Below are 17571 nucleotides of genomic sequence, written 5' to 3' on the forward strand. Positions count from 1 at the left end.
TCGTCGCCCAGCCCCGGCACGGTTTTTCGTATCAACTGCCTCGATAGGACCGTCTGGCCGACAGCGATACCTCCCTGACCCCTGTCCGGCCCCGGATGGCGTCGTAGGGCGGGGAAAGCCCGTCATCGACTACCGCCGAGGACCCGTCGACGGTCAGTCCGTACAGGACGGTGGTCGCCAGCTCACGCTCCAGCATCCGGCGCAGCGGCCCCTCGGCCGCCGCCAGCTCGGCGTACGTACCGCGCTGCACGACCCGGCCCCCGTCCAGCACGATCACCTCGTCGACCGCGTCCAGCCCCTGCAGCCGGTGGGTGATGAGCAGGGTCGTACGCCCCGCGGTCGCGGTGAGCAGATCTGCCGTCAGCGCGTCCGCCGTCTCCAGGTCGAGGTGCTCGGCAGGCTCGTCCAGTACGAGTACGGGAAAGTCGGCCAGCAGCGCACGGGCCAGGGCAAGTCGCCGGCGCTGGCCGCCGGAGATCCGCTCCCCGTGCTCGCCGACCAGGGTGTCGAGCCCGTCGGGCAGCCCGTCGGCCCACTCCAGCAGCCGGGCGGCGGCAAGGGCGGCCCGCAGCTCCCCCTCCGTGGCCCCGGTGCGGGCCATCCGGAGATTTTCCCGCACCGAGCTGTCGAAGAGATGCGCGTCTTCGGCGCAGAGCCCGACGAACCCGCGCACCGCGTCGCCGTGCAACGCTGACGCGTCCGTTCCACCGAGGGTGTACGACCCCTCTCGCGCGTCCAGGAAGCGGAGCAGCACCTGGGCGAGCGTTGTCTTGCCGGAACCCGAGGAACCGACGACGGCGACCCTCTGCCCTGCCTCCAGGGTCAGATCGAAATCGCTGAGCGCATCCCACTCCTGCCCCGGGTATCGGGCGGACAGCCCGCTCACCTTCAGCGGGAAGGGAGACTCGGGCCTCCGGGCCGGTACGCGCGCCTCGGTGACCGGCACCGGAGCGTCGAGCACCTCGTACACCCGCTCGGCACTGCGCTTCACGCGTTGCCGGTACTGGACGGCGAGCGGCAGGCCGCTGACTGCCTCGAATGCGGCCAGCGGAGTCAGTACGACCACCGCCAGTTGCACTCCGGGCAGCCGCCCGTCGTAGACGGCGACCACTCCGACGAGCGCCGCGCTCACCACGGTCAGGCCGCAGGCGAGTGCGGACAGACCGCCGCCCAGCGCGGTCGCGGCGGCGCCCCGCGAGGCAAGGCGGGTGAGCATGGAGTCCGCCTCCCGGGCCTGCGCCTTGCGCCCCTCCAGGGCTCCCGCGACAGTCAACTCTGCCGTGCCGGAAAGGAGATCCACTATCCGGGTCGCCAATCGGCCGCGGGCCGGAGCCAGCTGCCGCTCCGCCCGCCGGGCGCCCACACCGCTGAGCGCAGGCACCCCCACGCCCGCGACGAGCAGCCCGGCCGCGAGCACCGCACCCGCCTCGGGGAGCAACCATGCGGTGAATCCGACCGATGCGGTGCCCACCAGCAGGGCCGTGCCGACCGGCAGCAGCCACCGCAGCCAGTAGTCCTGCAGAGCGTCCACGTCGGAGACCAGCCGGGACAGCAGATCCCCACGCCGGGTCTCGCGGAGTCCGGCCGGGGCGATCCGCTCCAGCCGCCGGTACACACTCACCCGCAGATCCGCCAGGATCCGGAGCACCGCATCGTGCGAGACCAGGCGCTCGGCGTAGCGGAACACGGCCCGCCCGATGCCGAACGCGCGGGTCGCCGTCACGGCCACCATCAGATACAACACGGGCGGCTGCTCGGACGCACGCGAGATCAGCCATCCGGAGACGGCCATGAGCCCCACGGCCGATCCCACCGCGAGGCTCCCGAGCAGCAACGCCAGTCCGAAGCGCCCACGCAGCGCCGCGGCGTCCCGCCGCACCCGGGCAAGCTGAGCCCCATGTGCGCGGTCGTCGCCCGCGGCTTGCGGCGCGTCCGGTGCGGAAGTGGATTCCGTCACCGTTATACCGGGAGCACCGTCCTGGGTCCACAGAGCCGTGGCCCCTCCGTGCCCCTCCACCATGTCGAGAGCGGGAGCCAGCCGCACCACACGGTCGGCCACCGCCAGCAGCGCCGGCCGGTGGACGACCAGCAGGACCGTACGGCCTACGGCTAGTCTGCGCACTGCGTCGACGACGGCCGCCTCCGTCTCGCCGTCCAGGTTCGCCGTCGGTTCGTCGAGCAGCAGCAGCGGCCTGTCCGCCAGGAAGGCCCGGGCCAGCGCCAGCCGTTGGCGCTGGCCGGCGGAGAGTCCCGTACCGCCCTCACCCAGCACCGTGTCCGCACCTTGGGGGAGTGCCTCGACGAAGTCGTAGGCGCCTGCCTCCCGGAGCGCCGTCCGTACGGCCGCGTCGTCGGCGTCCGGTCGCGCCAGCCGTACGTTCTCCGCGATGGTGCCCGCGAACAGATGGGGCCGCTGCGGAACCCAGGCGATCTGCTCCCGCCACTGCTGGGGGGAGAGCGACGCGAGGTCGGCGTCCCCGACCATTACGCGCCCATCGGTAGGAGGCACGAAGCCGAGCAGCACGCCCAACAGCGTGGACTTGCCGGCTCCGCTGGGGCCGACGATCGCCACTGTCTCGCCCGGCTGGACCGTCAACGACACCGTAGGGAGCGAGGGTTCGGTGCGCCCGGGATGACGGACCATGACGTGCTCAACGCGCAGTGGGCCCGCCGGGACGGCGGCTGTCCCAGCCACCCGCAGCGGCTCCGTCTCCAGTACCGAGAAGATCTCCTCCGCCGCCGAGAGTCCCTCGGCGGCGGCGTGGTACTGCGCTCCGACCTGACGCAGTGGCAAGTACGCCTCCGGCGCCAGGACCAGGATCACCAGACCGGTGTAGAGGTCGAGGTCCCCGTGCACCAGCCGCATACCGATGCCGACCGCGACCAGGGCGACCGAGAGGGTGGAGAGCAGTTCCAGGGCGAACGATGACAGGAAGGCGATACGCAGCGTCCGAAGTGTCGCTCGGCGGTAGTCGTCGGTGATGGCACGGATCGACTCGGCCTGGGCCTTGGCCCGGCCGAAAACCTTGAGCGTGGGCAGCCCCGCGACGACATCGAGGAAGTGTCCGGACAGCCGGGACAGCAGCCGCCACTGGCGGTCCATCCGGGCCTGGGTGGCCCATCCGATGAGGACCATGAAGAGCGGGATCAGCGGAAGGGTGAGCACGATGACCGCGGCCGAGACCCAGTCCTCGGTGACAATCCTGGCCAGTACCGCGACCGGAACCACCACCGCGAGCCCCAGCTGGGGCAGATAGCGAGCAAAGTAGTCGTCGAGGGCGTCGACCCCGCGGGTCGCCAGCGCGACGAGAGATCCGGTGCGCTGTCCACTGAGCCAGCCGGGCCCCAGTTCAGTGGCCCGTTCCAGCAGCCGCACACGCAGCTCGGACTTCACCGCCGCGCCGGCCCGGTGAGCGGCGAGCTCGGTCAGCCAGGCCACCAGCCCGCGTCCGAGTGCCACAACCGCGAGCAGGAGCAGCGGTGTCCGCAGCTCGGAGCCGTCCGGACTCCGCTGGAACGCGCCCACCACCACTTCGGCGATAAGCATGGCCTGGGCCACGACCAGGCCCGCTCCGGCCAGCCCGAGGACCACCACGGCTACGAGGAAGTGACGTGTGGACCGGGCGTAACGGAGCAGACGCGGGTCGATCGGTTTCACGTGAAACATCCCCCACTAGTGCGCATCGGCGATGTGCTGCGTCCCGATCCGCTTGCGGAACACCCAGTACGTCCAACTTTGATACAGCAGCACGATCGGCGTTGCGACCGCCGCACACCAGGTCATGATCTTCAAGGTGTACGGGCTGGACGAGGCGTTGGTGACCGTGAGGTTCCACTCCTCGTTCAGCGAGGACGGCATGACGTTCGGAAACAGCGTCAGGAACAGCATCGCGACAGCCGCCGCGATAGTGACCCCGGACAGGGCGAACGCCCAGCCTTCTCGCCCCGCCACGTTGAAGCCAAGCGCCGCCGCAAGGGCGAGAACCGCCACGATCATCGCGACGAGGCTCTTGCCGTCGCCGCGCGAGATCTGAGTCCAGGCCAGGAAGACAAGTGCCAGCACGGCCGTCACCAGACCAAGTGAGGTCGCGAGCCGCCGTGACCGGTCCCGTATGTCCCCCACCGTCTTGAGGGCGGTGAACACAGCGCCGTGGAAGGTGAAGAGAGTGAGCGTGACCAGTCCACCGAGTATCGAGTAGAGGTTGACCAGGTCCCCGAGGCTGCCGACGTACTCCATCTCGGCATCGATCTTCACCCCGCGCACGATGTTGCCGAAGGCGACACCCCACAGCAGCGCGGGGAGCAATGAGGTCCAGAAGATCGCGTGTTCCCAGTTGGTCTGCCACTTCTCCTCGGGCCGCTTCGCCCGGTACTCGAAGGCGACCCCGCGCACGATCAGGCACACGAGGATCAGCAGCAAGGGCAGGTAGAAGCCGGAGAAGAGGGTCGCGTACCACTCGGGGAAGGCAGCGAAAGTCGCACCGCCGGCGGTGAGCAGCCAGACCTCGTTGCCGTCCCAGACGGGACCGATGGTGTTGATGAGGACCCGCCGCTCCTTGCGGTCGCGGGCCAGCAGCTTGGTCAGCACCCCGACCCCGAAGTCGAAGCCCTCGAGGAAGAAGTAGCCGGTCCAGAGAACGGCTATGAGCACGAACCAGACGTCGTGGAGTTCCATACCTCAGCTCCTCAGCGACTCAGTACGAGAAGGCCATGGGTCGGTCGGCGTCTTTGTCGTCGCCGCCGATCCGGGTGGGCGGGTTGAGGTCGGCCTCCGTGAGTTCGGGCGGTCCCGCCTTGACGTACTTCAGCAGCAGCCTGACCTCGATCACGGCGAGGATTGCGTAGAGGAGGGTGAAGACCGTCATCGAGATGATCACCTCGCCCTGCGAGACACCGGGGGAGACCGCATCGCGGGTGCGCAGGACGCCGTAGACAACCCAGGGCTGGCGGCCCATCTCGGTGAAGATCCAGCCCCAGGAGTTGGCGATCAGCGGGAAGGCCATCGTCCACAGCGCCACGATCCAGTACCACGTGGTGAACCTGGGACTGAGGGCCTTGTTCCGGAAGAGCACCAGACCCGGCACCTCGTCGTGGCCGGTGCGCAGCCCCGGCGGCAGAAGGAACTTCCTCCGCGTGAGCCAGAGGCCGAGGAGCCCGATACCGAAGGACGTCATACCGAAGCCGATCATCCAGCGGAAGCCCCAGTAGGCGACCGGGATATTGGGCCGGTAGTCCCCGGGCCCGAACCGCTCCTGCTCCGCCTTGTTGACGTCGTTGATGCCGGGGACGTACGAGGTGAAATCGTCGTTGGCCAGGAAGGAAAGCAGTCCCGGGATCTCCACGGCCACCTTGTTGTGGCCCGCGTCGACGTCTCCGTACGCGAAGACCGAGAAGGGTGCGGGCGCTTCGCCGTCCCACAGCGCCTCGGCCGCGGCCATCTTCATCGGCTGCTGCTTGAACATGACCTTGCCGAGCAGGTCACCACTCACGGCCGTGAGTGCTCCGGCGATCACCACCGTCACCAGCCCTACGCGCAGGGAGGTCCGCATCACGGGGATGTGCCGCTTGCGCGCCAGATGGAAGGCGGAGATGCCGGCCATGAACGCGCCGCCGACGAGAAAGGCGGCCGTCATGGTGTGGAAGAACTGGGTGAGCGCGGTGTTCTGGGTGAGCACGAGCCAGAAGTCGGTGAGCTCCGCCCGCCCACGCTCCTCGTTGATCCGGTAGCCGACCGGGTGCTGCATCCAGGAGTTGGCGGCCAGGATGAAGTACGCGGAGAGAACGGTGCCGATCGACACCATCCACATGCACGCGAGGTGGATCTTTTTCGGCAGCTTGTCCCAGCCGAAGATCCACAGCCCGATGAATGTGGACTCGAAGAAGAAGGCGATCAGGGCTTCGAACGCAAGCGGGGCGCCGAAGATGTCGCCGACGAAGCGGGAGTAGTCGGACCAGTTCATGCCGAACTGGAACTCCTGAACGATGCCGGTGACCACACCCATGGCGATGTTGATCAGGAAGAGCTTTCCCCAGAACTTCGTGGCCCTGAGGTACTTCTCGTTCTCCGTCCGCACCCAGGCGGTCTGCAGGCCCGCGGTCAGCGCGGCGAGAGAGATCGTCAAAGGCACGAAGAGGAAGTGGTAGACGGTGGTGATACCGAACTGCCAGCGCGCGAGAGTCTCTGGCGCAAGAGCGAGGTCCACGTCGTCTCTCCTTACTTCACCGTTGTCACAGCGGCCGTCTCCCCGGTTGTTCACTGACATCGCGTGACAAACCAGGACGCGCTTGTGAAAGCGTTCACATTCACAAGCATTATTGCTCATAGAAACTTCGCATGTTCCACCGGGGGGTGGCTTCCGGATTTCTTCAACATATTGTTGAATCCGACCATGAAGATCCGAATCTCCTGGCCTGCCGGGCACCTGACGGCAACCCTCGACCGGACCCCGACGAGCAAGGTCCTCATCGCGGCCCTGCCGCTCTCCGCCTCCGCCCACACCTGGGGTGAGGAGGTCTACTTCGATACCTGCCTGACCGCCGCCCTCGAACCGGACGCGCAGCAGGTGGTGGGACCGGGCACGGTCGCGTTCTGGACCGACGGCGACGCGCTAGCCCTGCCGTACGGCCCCACACCGATCTCGCGAGGCGGGGAATGCCGCCTCGCGAGCCCGTGCAATCTGCTCGGCCGGATCGACGGCGACCCGCGCCTGCTGGCCACCGTGCGCGACGGTGACCCGATCCGGGTGGAACTCGTGCCATAGGGAGCGGGAACCTCCCGACCACACGGTGAATCACATCTCCAAGACCTACACCTACACCTACAGCCGAGCGCACCAACTGCCTGCAGCTGCGCGTACCGACTGCGCGCTACTGCCCCGCGGCCTACAGCTCCTGACGGAAGGCCTCGGCCGTGTGCAGGAACAGGTCATTGGCCTCGGACTCACCGATCGTGACCCGCAGGCCCTCCCCCGCGAACGGCCGGACCACCACACCGGCCCGCTCGCACGCCGCGGCGAAGTCGGTCGTCCGCTCCCCCAGCCGCAGCCAGACGAAGTTCGCCTGCGTCTCGGGCACGGTCCAGCCCTGCTTGATCAGCGTTTCGCAGACCCGGTTGCGCTCACAAACCAGTGAGCCGACCCGCCCGAGGAGTTCGTCCTCGGCCTGCAACGAAGCCACCGCCGCATCCTGGGCGAGCTGGCTCACACCGAAGGGGACAGCCGTCTTGCGCAGCGCGGCCGCGACCGGCTCGTGTGCGACGGCGAATCCGACCCGCAGGCCGGCCAGCCCGTAGGCCTTGGAAAACGTGCGCAGCACAGCCACGTTCGGTCGCGCGCGGTAGATCTCGATGCCGTCGGGGACATCGGCATCCCTGATGAACTCCCGGTACGCCTCGTCCAGGACCACGAGCACATCCGTGGGGACCCGGTCGAGGAATCGCTCCAGCTCGGCCCTGCGTACCACCGTGCCGGTCGGGTTGTTCGGGTTGCACACGAAGATCAGCCGCGTCCGGTCGGTGATCGCGTCCGCCATCGCGTCCAGGTCGTGCACGTCGCCGGCCGTCAGCGGAACAGGCACCGCCGTCGCGCCAGAAATCTGGGTAATGATCGGGTAGGCCTCGAACGACCGCCAGGCGTAGATGACCTCGTCGCCAGGCCCCGACGTCGACTGCAGCAGCGACTGCGCGACACCGACCGAGCCGGTGCCGGTCGCCAGGTGCGAAACGGGAACCGCGAACCGCTCGGCCAGCTCGTTCATCAGGCCCGTGCAGGCCATGTCCGGGTAGCGGTTGAAGTTCCCGGCCGCGGCGATCACGCTCTCGAGCACACCGGGCAGCGGCGGATACGGGTTCTCGTTCGAGGACAGCTTGTACGCCGACGGACCCCCGGCCGCGGCAGGCCTGCCCGGCTTGTAGGTGGGGATGCCGTCCAGCTCGGCGCGCAGCTTGGGGCTCTTCTCGCTCACCGCAGGTCCTCCTCGACCGACCGTTCCCGTGCAACTCAATACTCCTCACCTTATGAGGATTCCGCTCTGCTGCGAATGGGCGGCGGACAGAAAGGGGGGAGCGCCCCTCAATCGTCGCGCGCCGGTGGCTTGCGCCGTGGCGCGCATCCCTCGTGAAGGTGAGTTGAGACCGCTTCGAAACATCGGTTCCTTGGCAGGCCCGCGCCGGTCGATGAGCGCCAGATCACCCCCTCTAACCCCAACTGCCTCCGTTTCTAAGGTAGTTGGGGGTGGTGAACCTTGCAGAAACGTGCCTGTCAACGAGTGCATATGCACGCGGACCAACCACCCGTCCGAGCCCTACTATCGGCTCGCCATGACAGCAGCAGGGAAGCACCAGGTAAGCCGGACGGACACACCCCGGCGGGGCAGCCGGCGAGGGCGAGCGGGCATCAGGGACGTGGCCGCCGCAGCCGGTGTCTCCATCACGACCGTCTCCGACGCGCTCAACGGCAAGGGCCGGCTCCCTGATGCCACCCGCCGCCACGTCCGCGAGGTCGCAGAGCGGCTGGGCTACCGCCCATCCGCGGCGGCCCGCACGCTCCGTACCGGAAAGTCGGGCCTCATCGGCCTGACCGTGACGACCTACGGGGATGAACCTTTCACCTTCACCGAATTCGCGTACTTCGCCGAGATGGCCAGAGCGGCCACCTCCGCCGCGCTCGCCCGCGGCTATGCCCTGGTCATCCTCCCCGCCACCTCCCGGCACGACGTCTGGTCGAACGTCGCCCTCGACGGCACCGTCGTCATCGACCCCTCCGACCACGACCCGGTCGTTTCCGAGCTGGTACGACAGGGCCTGCCCGTCGTGTCCGACGGACGCCCGGCCGGCTCCCTCCCCGTCACCGCCTGGGTCGACAACGACCACGAGGCCGCCGTACTGGGACTGCTCGACCACCTGGCCGACGCCGGCGCCCGCCGGATCGGACTGCTCACCGGCACCACCACCGACACCTACACCCGGCTCTCCACCACCGCGTACCTCAACTGGTGCGACCGCGTGGGACAAGACCCGGTGTACGAGTCCTACCCCGCCCACGACCCGTGCGCCGGCGCCGTCGCCGCCGACCGGCTGCTCGCCCGGCCCGACCGGCCCGACGCCGTGTACGGGCTCTTCGACCCCAACGGCACAGACCTGCTCGCCGCCGCCCGGCGGTACGGGCTGCGCGTCCCCGATGACCTCCTGCTGGTCTGCTGCAGCGAGTCCACCGTGTACGCCAACACCGAACCGCCCATCACCACACTCTCGCTCAAGCCGCGCCGCATCGGAACCGCCGTGGTCCAGCTCCTCATCGACGCCATCGAGGGCATCGACACCGGCCGGCCCATCGAGCAGGTGATACCGACCGAACTCATCATCCGCACCTCGTCGCAGCGCCGCCCGCCACGCACCACGGTCAGCGCACCGCGCTCCCCGTCCCAGGAATGAGCCCGACGGACTCCCCGACGGGCTCGCGCACGGGCTCCCCCACGGCCTCCCGGACGAAACCCCTCACCATCTACCGACCGAAACCTTCAGGACCCACCACGAGCGATCCCACCCATTTCGGGAGAAACACCCGGCGAACCTCGTTGCCTGCTCCGATTCACCACCCCTGGTGCGTCACACAGCACGAGCCGCATTCCTATGATGGGCGCACGACACCGCGGACCCCCACGACCAGGAAGGTCCGACGGTGTACGGCGGCGCGACGGTGGTGGAGGGGTCGATGACACAGGGGGCCGGTCAGGGACCCGTGGTGCGGACGGCGACATTGCGGGACTTCCGCGTTCCTCCGGTGCCCGTGCACGAGTCCGTTCCGTATGCCGCCGAGCCCGACCCGTACGCGGCCCAGCGGGTGCCGTACACCGCTGAGCAGGTTCCGTACGCGGCCGAGGAACCCGACGGCTACACCCCGACGCAGCGCGATCTCCCGGTCATCGGCCGTGGCGGCCCCGGCGACACCGTCCAGGTCCAGGTCCCGGCGGACCCGGACTCCGACGCGGACCCGGCCGGCGCGCCGACCCCCGACGGCCCCGGGCCGCTGTACGTCGTCGGCGACGTCCACGGTTACCTCGACGAACTCGTGACCGAGCTGCACGCCCAGGGCCTCATCGACGCCGACGGCCACTGGTCCGCCGGTACCGCCCGGCTCTGGTTTCTCGGCGACTTCACCGACCGTGGCCCCGACGGCATCGGCGTCATCGACCTCGTCATGCGGCTCTCCGCCGAGGCCGCGGCCGCGGGCGGCTACTGCAAGGCCCTGATGGGCAACCACGAACTGCTTCTTCTCGGCGCCAAGCGGTTCGGCGACACACCGGTCAACTCCGGTGCCGGCACCGCCACCTTCCAGGCCGCCTGGCTGCTCAACGGCGGCCAGCGCACCGACATGGAACGCCTCCAGGACGTCCACCTCCAGTGGATGGCCCGCCTCGACGCGGTCGTCGAGGCGGACGGACATCTGCTGATGCACTCCGACACGACCGCCTACCTCGACTACGGCGACTCCATCGAGGCCGTCAACGACACCGTCCACGACGTCCTCAACCGCAACGACGCCAACGAGTGCTGGGACCTCTTCCGGAAGTTCACCAAGCGCTTCGCATTCCGCGACGACACCGGTCCCCAGGCGGTCCGGGAGCTGCTCGGCGCCTATGGCGGGCAGCGCGTCGTCCACGGCCACAGCCCGATCCCGTATCTCCTCGGCGAAGTCGGCTCGGAGGACGGAGAGGACGGCGGAACGCCTGGCGTCGACGGGCCGCACGTGTACGCCGACGGGCTCGCCATCGCGATGGACGGCGGAGTGACCATGGCAGGCAAACTCCTGGTAGTCCAACTCCCTTTGGGCAATTGACTCCCAATGGTGCAGACTCCGTGGTTGATTGGGGGAGATCGGCCCGGCTCGTGCGGCCAATTTCCGCAAAGGCCCTGTCACCGCGTGCCGTAGGCGTTCTACCATCGGCTTATCCGTAGCAGACTCTCCTCCGTTTCCGCCGACTGCCCGGTCTACGCGGGCAAACCGGCCCTACGGAGCATCGGGGGATGCACATGACCAGCGCTCCGCACCTGCTGACCGAGGACCGTCCGGAATTCGAGCGGATCCTCGATGAGGCACTGCGCACCGCGCACGACCGTCCTGATCTGTCGGCCATCGGCGAGCGGCTCAACGCCGAACAACTGCGCACGATGGCACTGAACGCAAGTGCGCTTCTCACCACGGCGGCCGCCGCCGAGTATGAGCATTTCGTGAAGGTCCGCGAGGAGCTCCGGGATCCGTCCGCGGCCCGCGGCGGACTGACTCTCGACACGGGCACGGGCACGGGCCCAGGTGCGGGGTCGGGAACGGGCTTGGCCGACGTGACCAGCGGCGCCGGACTCAGCGCGATTGTCGCCGTGCTCGCGCCCGTCCTCGCCGGCACCGCCGCGTTGATCTTCCTGCTCGTGGGTTACATCCTCAAGCTGCTCACCCCGGAGCCGGCGTTCGCGGACACAATGATCACCACGGGCTGGCTCTTCGGCGGCCTCACCGCGGCGGCCATCCTCGTCGCCGCGGTCGGCCTGCTGCTCACCGCGTTGCGCAACAGCGAGACAGAGGTGGTGGCGAACGAGTCGGACGAGCTCCCCGACGAGGTCTTCCGGGCCCGCGAGGCCTGGCGCAACGCCCTGCTCGAGCGCGGCATCCTGCCGTTCCTGCGCGACGCCCTGGCGGACCCCAGCACCGACCCGGCCGCCTCCGCCCCACGCCGCCCCGTGGGCCGTATCCCGAACCTGGGTTACAGCCGCCCGGATTTCACCAGTCCTGGTCCGGACGGCGGCCCGTCGGCGGGGCGCCCGAGCTACAGCAGTCCGGACTTCACCAGCCCGGACTTCGGCGGCCCGGAACACCAGCCGGACTGAGGGAAGACCGGCGAAGACCGGGCCGGCGGAGACAGGGCCGGCGAGGACAGGGCCGACGGGGGTGGCCGCGTCCACGAGCCGGGGCACCCCCTGCTGTCGCCCCGCGGCGGCACGTGCATGATGGCGGTGCCGGCCCGAGTGGTGGCCGCCGCCAGTGACCGCCGGGGAGCCTGTTGAGTACCGAAGGCCTGCCCGAGGCCGCCCCGGCCCAGTGGGACGTCCCGCCGCGGCGGAAGTGGCAGCTGCCGCTGGTCGGTGGCTGCGCGGCAGCCCTGGGCTGCGGGCTGTTGCTGGCGCTCACGCCCGCCGTGCTGCTCGGCCTGATGGTCCTCGGGCGGTACCTGTTTCCGCCGCCGGTGCCCCTCGGTGACCCGCTCGTGCTCACGCAGGCGGAACTGGTCGGCGCCTGGCAGGACGAGGAGGGCGGGACTCTCGCCCTGGCTCCGGACATGACATTCACGGCGGCCGGGGTCTGCACGGCCGACGAGCCCGTCGTCCTCGCACCGGGTCCGGGCACCTGGCGGCACGACGAATGGGCGTTGCCGGACGACGATGCCCCGGCCACCCAAGTCGATTTTGACTACAACGACGAATTCTTCTCGTACGAAGCGATCGGCACCCAGGACGCCCCGGCGCTGTGGACGTACGTCGGCGACCCCGACAGCGGTGAACTCTGCGTCCTGACCCGGAAGTGACCCGCAAGGCACCGGTATACGCCCCCGAATGACAGGGAAGTGAGCCGACCCGGACCGCCTTTTTCGCGGCGCGGCCCGGGCCCTGGCTCCCGGGTCAGTCCGCGAGCGGCAGGTAGACGCGGTTGCCCGCCGCCGCGAACTCCGCCGACTTCTCCGCCATCCCGGCCTCGATCTCGTCGGTCTGCAGGGCGTCGCCGTGCCGGCGCCGGATGTCCTGGGAGATCTTCATCGAGCAGAACTTCGGCCCGCACATCGAGCAGAAGTGCGCCGTCTTCGCCGGTTCGGCGGGCAGTGTCTCGTCGTGGAACTCACGGGCCGTGTCCGGGTCGAGAGCCAGGTTGAACTGGTCCTCCCACCGGAACTCGAACCGCGCGTCCGACAGCGCGTCGTCCCATTCCTGCGCGCCGGGGTGCCCCTTCGCCAGGTCCGCCGCGTGCGCCGCGATCTTGTACGTGATGACGCCGGTCTTCACGTCGTCGCGGTCCGGCAGGCCCAGGTGCTCCTTGGGCGTGACGTAACACAGCATCGCCGTACCCCACCAGGCGATCATCGCGGCCCCGATGCCGGACGTGATGTGGTCGTACGCCGGGGCGACATCGGTGGTCAGGGGGCCCAGAGTGTAGAACGGCGCCTCCTCGCAGATTTCCTGCTGGAGGTCGATGTTCTCCTTGATCTTGTGCATCGGGACGTGACCGGGGCCCTCGATCATCGTCTGTACGTTGTGCCGCTTGGCGATGGTGTTGAGCTCACCCAGCGTGCGCAGCTCCGCGAACTGCGCCTCGTCGTTGGCGTCGGCGATCGATCCGGGGCGCAGGCCGTCACCGAGGGAGTACGTGACGTCGTACGCGGCGAGGATCGCGCAGAGCTCGTCGAAGTTCTCGTACAGGAACGACTCCTTGTGGTGCGCCAGGCACCAGGCGGCCATGATCGAGCCGCCGCGCGAGACGATGCCGGTTTTGCGGCGCGCGGTCAGCGGCACGTACCGCAGAAGCACACCGGCATGGACCGTCATGTAGTCGACACCCTGCTCGGCCTGCTCGATGACCGTGTCCTTGTAGATCTCCCAGGTCAGCTCCTCGGCCTTGCCGTCGACCTTCTCCAGAGCCTGGTAGAGCGGAACGGTGCCGATCGGCACGGGAGAGTTGCGCAGCACCCACTCGCGGGTGGTGTGGATGTTGCGGCCGGTGGAGAGGTCCATGACGGTGTCCGCGCCCCACTTCGTCGCCCACGTCATCTTCTCCACCTCCTCTTCGATGGAGGACGTGACGGCCGAGTTCCCGATGTTGGCGTTGACCTTGACCAGGAACCGCTTGCCGATGATCATCGGCTCGATCTCCGGGTGGTTCACGTTGGCAGGCAGCACGGCCCGGCCGGCCGCGATCTCCTCCCGTACGACCTCGGGAGAGACGTTTTCGCGGATCGCGACGTACTCCATCTCCGGAGTGATCTCGCCCCGGCGCGCGTACGCGAGTTGCGTCACCGCCTGCCCGTCCCGGCCCCGCCGCGGCTGGCGCGGGCGGCCGGGGAAGACCGCGTCGAGGTTGCGCAGGCCCCCGCGCGGCGAGGTGTGCTTGATGCCGTCGTCCTCGGGACGGACCGGGCGCCCCGCGTACTCCTCGGTGTCGCCGCGGCCGACGATCCAGTTCTCCCGCAGCGGCGGCAGCCCGCGGCGGACGTCGGTTTCGACGGTGGGGTCGGTGTACGGACCGGACGTGTCGTACAGCGTCACGTCCTTGCCGTTGGTGAGGTGCACCTGACGTACCGGCACGCGGAGGTCGGGGCGCGAGCCCGTGACGTATCCCTTGTGCCAGCCCGGCTTGCGTTCCGCCGGATCGGCGGCAGGCGTGCGTGCATCCTGAATGGTCATGAGACCTACTCCCTACGCCGGCATTACCCGGTAACAGGTTCGGCGGTCGGCGCAGCTTCGTCAGCGCCCTCTCAGCCCGGTGCTCCGAGCTCCCGCGTGTGCAAAGGTGCCCCCACGCTAGCGTCCTCTCTGGCGTGCTGAACAGTGGACCCCCTGTGTTCTTGCGATGATCGGTCGGTGACCTCCTTGCCCCCGCCCCCACCAGAGCCCCATGGCCACCCGCACGGCCACTCCCACGGCCACGGTCCTGCGGCTCCCGTCTCGCAGCACCTGCGCAAGGTCATCGCCGCTGTTCTGATCCCGTTCGCCACCGCGGTCCTCGTCGGTCTGGTGGTGCTCTGGCCAGGCGGTGCGCCCGCGCACGAGCGCACCGGTGTGGGTTTCGACCGCCAGACGCAGCAGGGCACGGTCACCAAGGTCGAGAAAGTCGACTGCAAGGACGTCAACGCCGCGCAGGTCCCACCGACAGGCGACACGTCGACGCCCGAGGGCCGCGAGGCGCAGCAGGCCCAGAACGGGGAGTGCGCGAGAGCGACGATCAAGGTGACCACCGGCGAGGACAAGGGCCGCACCTTCGTCGAGATCATCCAGCCTGACGCGCCGCGGCAGTTGACCGAGGGACAGGGCGTGGTGGTGGCGTACGCGCCGGACGCACCCCGCGACCTTCAGTACTCGGTGACCGATGTGAACCGGAAGGTCCCGTTGGCGGTGCTGGCGGGGATCTTCGCCGTCGCCGTGGTCGCAGTCGGCCGGCTGCGCGGCCTGTTCGCGCTGATCGCGCTCGTGGTCAGCTTCGCCATCCTGACGCTCTTCATCCTCCCGGCGATTCTGCAGGGCTCCGATCCGCTGATCGTCGCGGTGGTCGGGGCGAGCGCGATCATGTTGATCGCGCTGTACGTGTGCCACGGCTTTACGGCCCGTACGTCCGTCGCCGTCATCGGCACACTGATCTCGCTGCTGCTGATCGGCCTGCTCGGCTCGGGCTTCATCGACTGGGCCAGTCTCACCGGCAACACGGACGACAACACCGGGCTGATTCACGGCCTTTACCCGGACATCGACATGAGCGGCCTGCTGCTCGCGAGCGTCATCATCGGTTCGCTCGGCGTACTGGACGATGTGACGGTCACTCAGACGTCGGCGGTATGGGAACTGCGCCAGGCCGACCCGACGATGGGTCCGCGCGCCCTCTACCGGGCCGGCATCCGGATCGGCCGGGACCACATCGCGTCCGTCGTCAACACGCTCGTGCTGGCCTACGCGGGCGCGGCGCTGCCGCTGCTGCTGCTCTTCTCGATCGCGCAGAGCAGTGTGGGGACCGTTGCCAACAGCGAGCTGGTGGCGGAGGAGATCGTACGGACCCTCGTCGGATCCATCGGCCTCGTGGCCTCGGTGCCGGTGACGACGGCCTTGGCGGCGTTGGTGGTGTCCGCCGACCGCCCGGCTTCCGACAGCGCCCTGGGATCCGGGGGCGCGCCGGGATCCGGGGGCGCGTCGGGATCCGGGGGCGCGTCGGCCTCTGCCCCCCCGCCGAGGCGTGGGGGCAGAGGCCGGCGCCGCAAGGCCTGAAGTGCCGGTCCGGGCACAGTCCGGGAGGCGAGCGCGTGGCGGCGTGGCGAGGCGAGGGCGCAATCAGCCCGCGTTCTGCTCCTCCGCGTCCTCGGCGAGGATCCGTACGAGCGCGTCGTCGAGGTTTCCCTCGAAGTCCCCGAGCGCGCGCTCCTGCCCCAGGGGCACGAGCCGGTCGGTACGGTCGAGGAACGCGATCAGGGGCGCGGCGCCCACCCGGAACCGGGCCCGGTCCGGGCCGACCTGGAGCAGGATGTGTACGTCGGGGAGGTAGGCGGCGACCGGGGAGCCCGCCCGGATTTCGGCCGGGGTTTCGGCCGGGATACCCGCCGGGACGATGTGGACATCGCCTTCCCCACAGGGCCCGTTGACGCCGTCGAGGAGCAATTCGCGGCCGAAAGCCCAGGTCACCGGGTCGTCGCCGGGAAGGCGGAAGGTCAGCCGGACGGCGTACGGGTCGCTCGCGTCGTACCGCAGATCCACCGGAATCCGGAACGAGAGCTCCTCCGAGACGAGGAAGCTCATCATGACCTCTGCCTGCACCGACTCGCGCATTGCCAACCCCGCTGTTGTGGAGAGTGGTCAGAAATGATCCCTCTGGCCGTATTGACCCAATCGTGGTGTAAGCGCTAGGGGACCACAAGAAGTGAGTTTTCAGATACTGATAGAGAACGCGAGCGAACTCAACAGCGCGCCTACTTCACTCCGAAGTCGGTCAACTGCATAGAGCAAACGCTCTTCTTGATGCAGAGGAAGCGAAATGGCCATGGTCCCGGCGGTCGATCCGGCCGTGATCGGGATGGCGGCGCACACTGTTCCGAGTGCGTACTCCTGGCGCTCGACGACCGGCTGCATACGTTCCGTCGAGGACAGGCGTTGGCGCAGTGCCCTGTTGTCCCGCACCGTGTACGGAGTGATGGCCCGTACCGGATAGCGGTCGAGATGGTCCTGTCGGGACTTCTCGTCGAGCTGGCTCAGCAGGCACTGACCGATCGCATGCGCGTGCGCCGTCTCGCGGAAGTCGGCCCACTCCTCGACGGCGGGCGAGCTGGGTGTGTCGGCGACGGAGACGAGTTCGACCTCGCCTTCGCGGTAGAGCGCGAAGTAAACCGGGACGCCGATGATGTCGCGCCAGTGCGCGAGCGAGTCGATGATCATCCTGCGTTGATTCTGCTGGGCACAGCCTCCGCCCAGCCGCTCGGCAGCCGCACCGAGAACGAACACCCCGTTCTCCCGGCGCAGATAGCCCTCGTGGCTGAGGGTGCGCAGCAGGTGGTACGCGGTCGGAAGCGGAATGCCAGCCTCACGGGCGAGCTGCTTTGCCGGCGCTCCGCCGACATGGGAGCTTGCCGCTTCCAGCAGTCTCAGCGCTCTCTGCACCGAGCCGATCAGGGTCGGAACGACCGGACTTTGAGCCGTGGCCACAGGTCACCCCCAGGCGTGCCGACGGGCAGCGAGCCCGCCCGCGGGGGCCGCCCCCGCGCCCGCCGTACTCCTGGGGGACGGACGGCAGACCATGGACCATCCGACAGAACCGCAGGTCACGGCAATGCAACCGACGA

Annotated in this window: 13 protein-coding genes and 1 riboswitch; of the genes, 6 read left to right on the forward strand and 7 right to left on the reverse strand. The window is 68.9% G+C overall.

The window, feature by feature from the left end:
* Positions 1–31: 31 nt before the first annotated feature.
* Genes cydD through AB0M62_RS05970 form a run of 3 tightly spaced genes read right to left on the reverse strand, consistent with a single transcriptional unit; the run spans position 32 to position 6203 of the window.
* Positions 32–3658, reverse strand: a complete 3627-nt coding sequence (gene cydD / locus AB0M62_RS05960; protein ID WP_366072881.1) for a thiol reductant ABC exporter subunit CydD — start codon at positions 3656–3658, stop codon at positions 32–34.
* A gap of 15 nt (positions 3659–3673) precedes the next feature.
* Positions 3674–4675 carry a cytochrome d ubiquinol oxidase subunit II gene (cydB, locus tag AB0M62_RS05965; RefSeq protein WP_366072882.1) on the reverse strand — a complete coding sequence of 334 codons (1002 nt, stop codon included), beginning with the start codon at positions 4673–4675 and terminating at the stop codon, positions 3674–3676.
* A 19-nt stretch (positions 4676–4694) separates the two neighbouring features.
* Positions 4695–6203, reverse strand: coding sequence for a cytochrome ubiquinol oxidase subunit I (locus AB0M62_RS05970; RefSeq protein WP_366072883.1), 1509 nt, complete (start codon positions 6201–6203; stop codon positions 4695–4697).
* Positions 6204–6389: 186 nt separating this feature from the next.
* Between AB0M62_RS05970 and AB0M62_RS05975 the strand changes: the two genes are divergently transcribed.
* Positions 6390–6761 (forward strand): cyclophilin-like fold protein, encoded by a 372-nt coding sequence (locus AB0M62_RS05975; protein ID WP_366072884.1) that lies wholly within the window; start codon positions 6390–6392, stop codon positions 6759–6761.
* 121 nt (positions 6762–6882) lie between these two features.
* Here the strand turns inward: AB0M62_RS05975 and hisC are convergent, their stop codons facing one another.
* Positions 6883–7962: a histidinol-phosphate transaminase gene (hisC, locus tag AB0M62_RS05980; RefSeq protein WP_366072885.1), complete on the reverse strand. Its 1080-nt coding sequence runs from the start codon at positions 7960–7962 to the stop codon at positions 6883–6885.
* A 355-nt stretch (positions 7963–8317) separates the two neighbouring features.
* On the opposite strand from hisC, the gene AB0M62_RS05985 reads away from it, so the two are divergent.
* The 4 genes from AB0M62_RS05985 (at position 8318) to AB0M62_RS06000 (ending at position 12573) form a co-directional block, all read left to right on the forward strand.
* On the forward strand, positions 8318–9430 hold the full coding sequence (locus AB0M62_RS05985; protein WP_366072886.1) for a LacI family DNA-binding transcriptional regulator: 1113 nt from the start codon (positions 8318–8320) through the stop codon (positions 9428–9430).
* A gap of 280 nt (positions 9431–9710) precedes the next feature.
* Positions 9711–10835, forward strand: coding sequence for a metallophosphoesterase (locus AB0M62_RS05990; RefSeq protein ID WP_366072887.1), 1125 nt, complete (start codon positions 9711–9713; stop codon positions 10833–10835).
* 188 nt (positions 10836–11023) lie between these two features.
* A complete protein-coding gene (locus AB0M62_RS05995) occupies positions 11024–11878 on the forward strand; it encodes a hypothetical protein (protein WP_366072888.1) in 855 nt (284 codons plus the stop codon).
* 173 nt (positions 11879–12051) lie between these two features.
* Positions 12052–12573, forward strand: a complete 522-nt coding sequence (locus AB0M62_RS06000) for a hypothetical protein (protein ID WP_366072889.1) — start codon at positions 12052–12054, stop codon at positions 12571–12573.
* A gap of 94 nt (positions 12574–12667) precedes the next feature.
* On the opposite strand, the gene thiC is transcribed toward AB0M62_RS06000, so the two are convergent.
* On the reverse strand, positions 12668–14440 hold the full coding sequence (gene thiC / locus AB0M62_RS06005; protein WP_366072890.1) for a phosphomethylpyrimidine synthase ThiC: 1773 nt from the start codon (positions 14438–14440) through the stop codon (positions 12668–12670).
* Positions 14433–14546, reverse strand: a riboswitch (TPP riboswitch). Its footprint overlaps the gene before it by 8 nt.
* Positions 14547–14617: 71 nt before the next feature.
* On the opposite strand from thiC, the gene AB0M62_RS06010 reads away from it, so the two are divergent.
* Positions 14618–16009: a YibE/F family protein gene (locus AB0M62_RS06010; RefSeq protein WP_366072891.1), complete on the forward strand. Its 1392-nt coding sequence runs from the start codon at positions 14618–14620 to the stop codon at positions 16007–16009.
* 63 nt (positions 16010–16072) lie between these two features.
* Here AB0M62_RS06010 and AB0M62_RS06015 read toward each other — a convergent pair whose 3' ends face one another.
* Positions 16073–16564 (reverse strand): SsgA family sporulation/cell division regulator, encoded by a 492-nt coding sequence (locus tag AB0M62_RS06015; protein WP_366072892.1) that lies wholly within the window; start codon positions 16562–16564, stop codon positions 16073–16075.
* Between the two features lie 99 nt (positions 16565–16663).
* Entirely contained in the window at positions 16664–17434 is a 771-nt protein-coding gene (locus tag AB0M62_RS06020; protein WP_366072893.1) for an IclR family transcriptional regulator C-terminal domain-containing protein, read from the reverse strand.
* Between the last annotated feature and the right edge of the window lie 137 nt (positions 17435–17571).

The organism is Streptomyces sp. NPDC051219, assembly GCF_040682335.1.
In the GTDB taxonomy this organism is placed as follows: Bacteria; Actinomycetota; Actinomycetes; order Streptomycetales; family Streptomycetaceae; genus Streptomyces.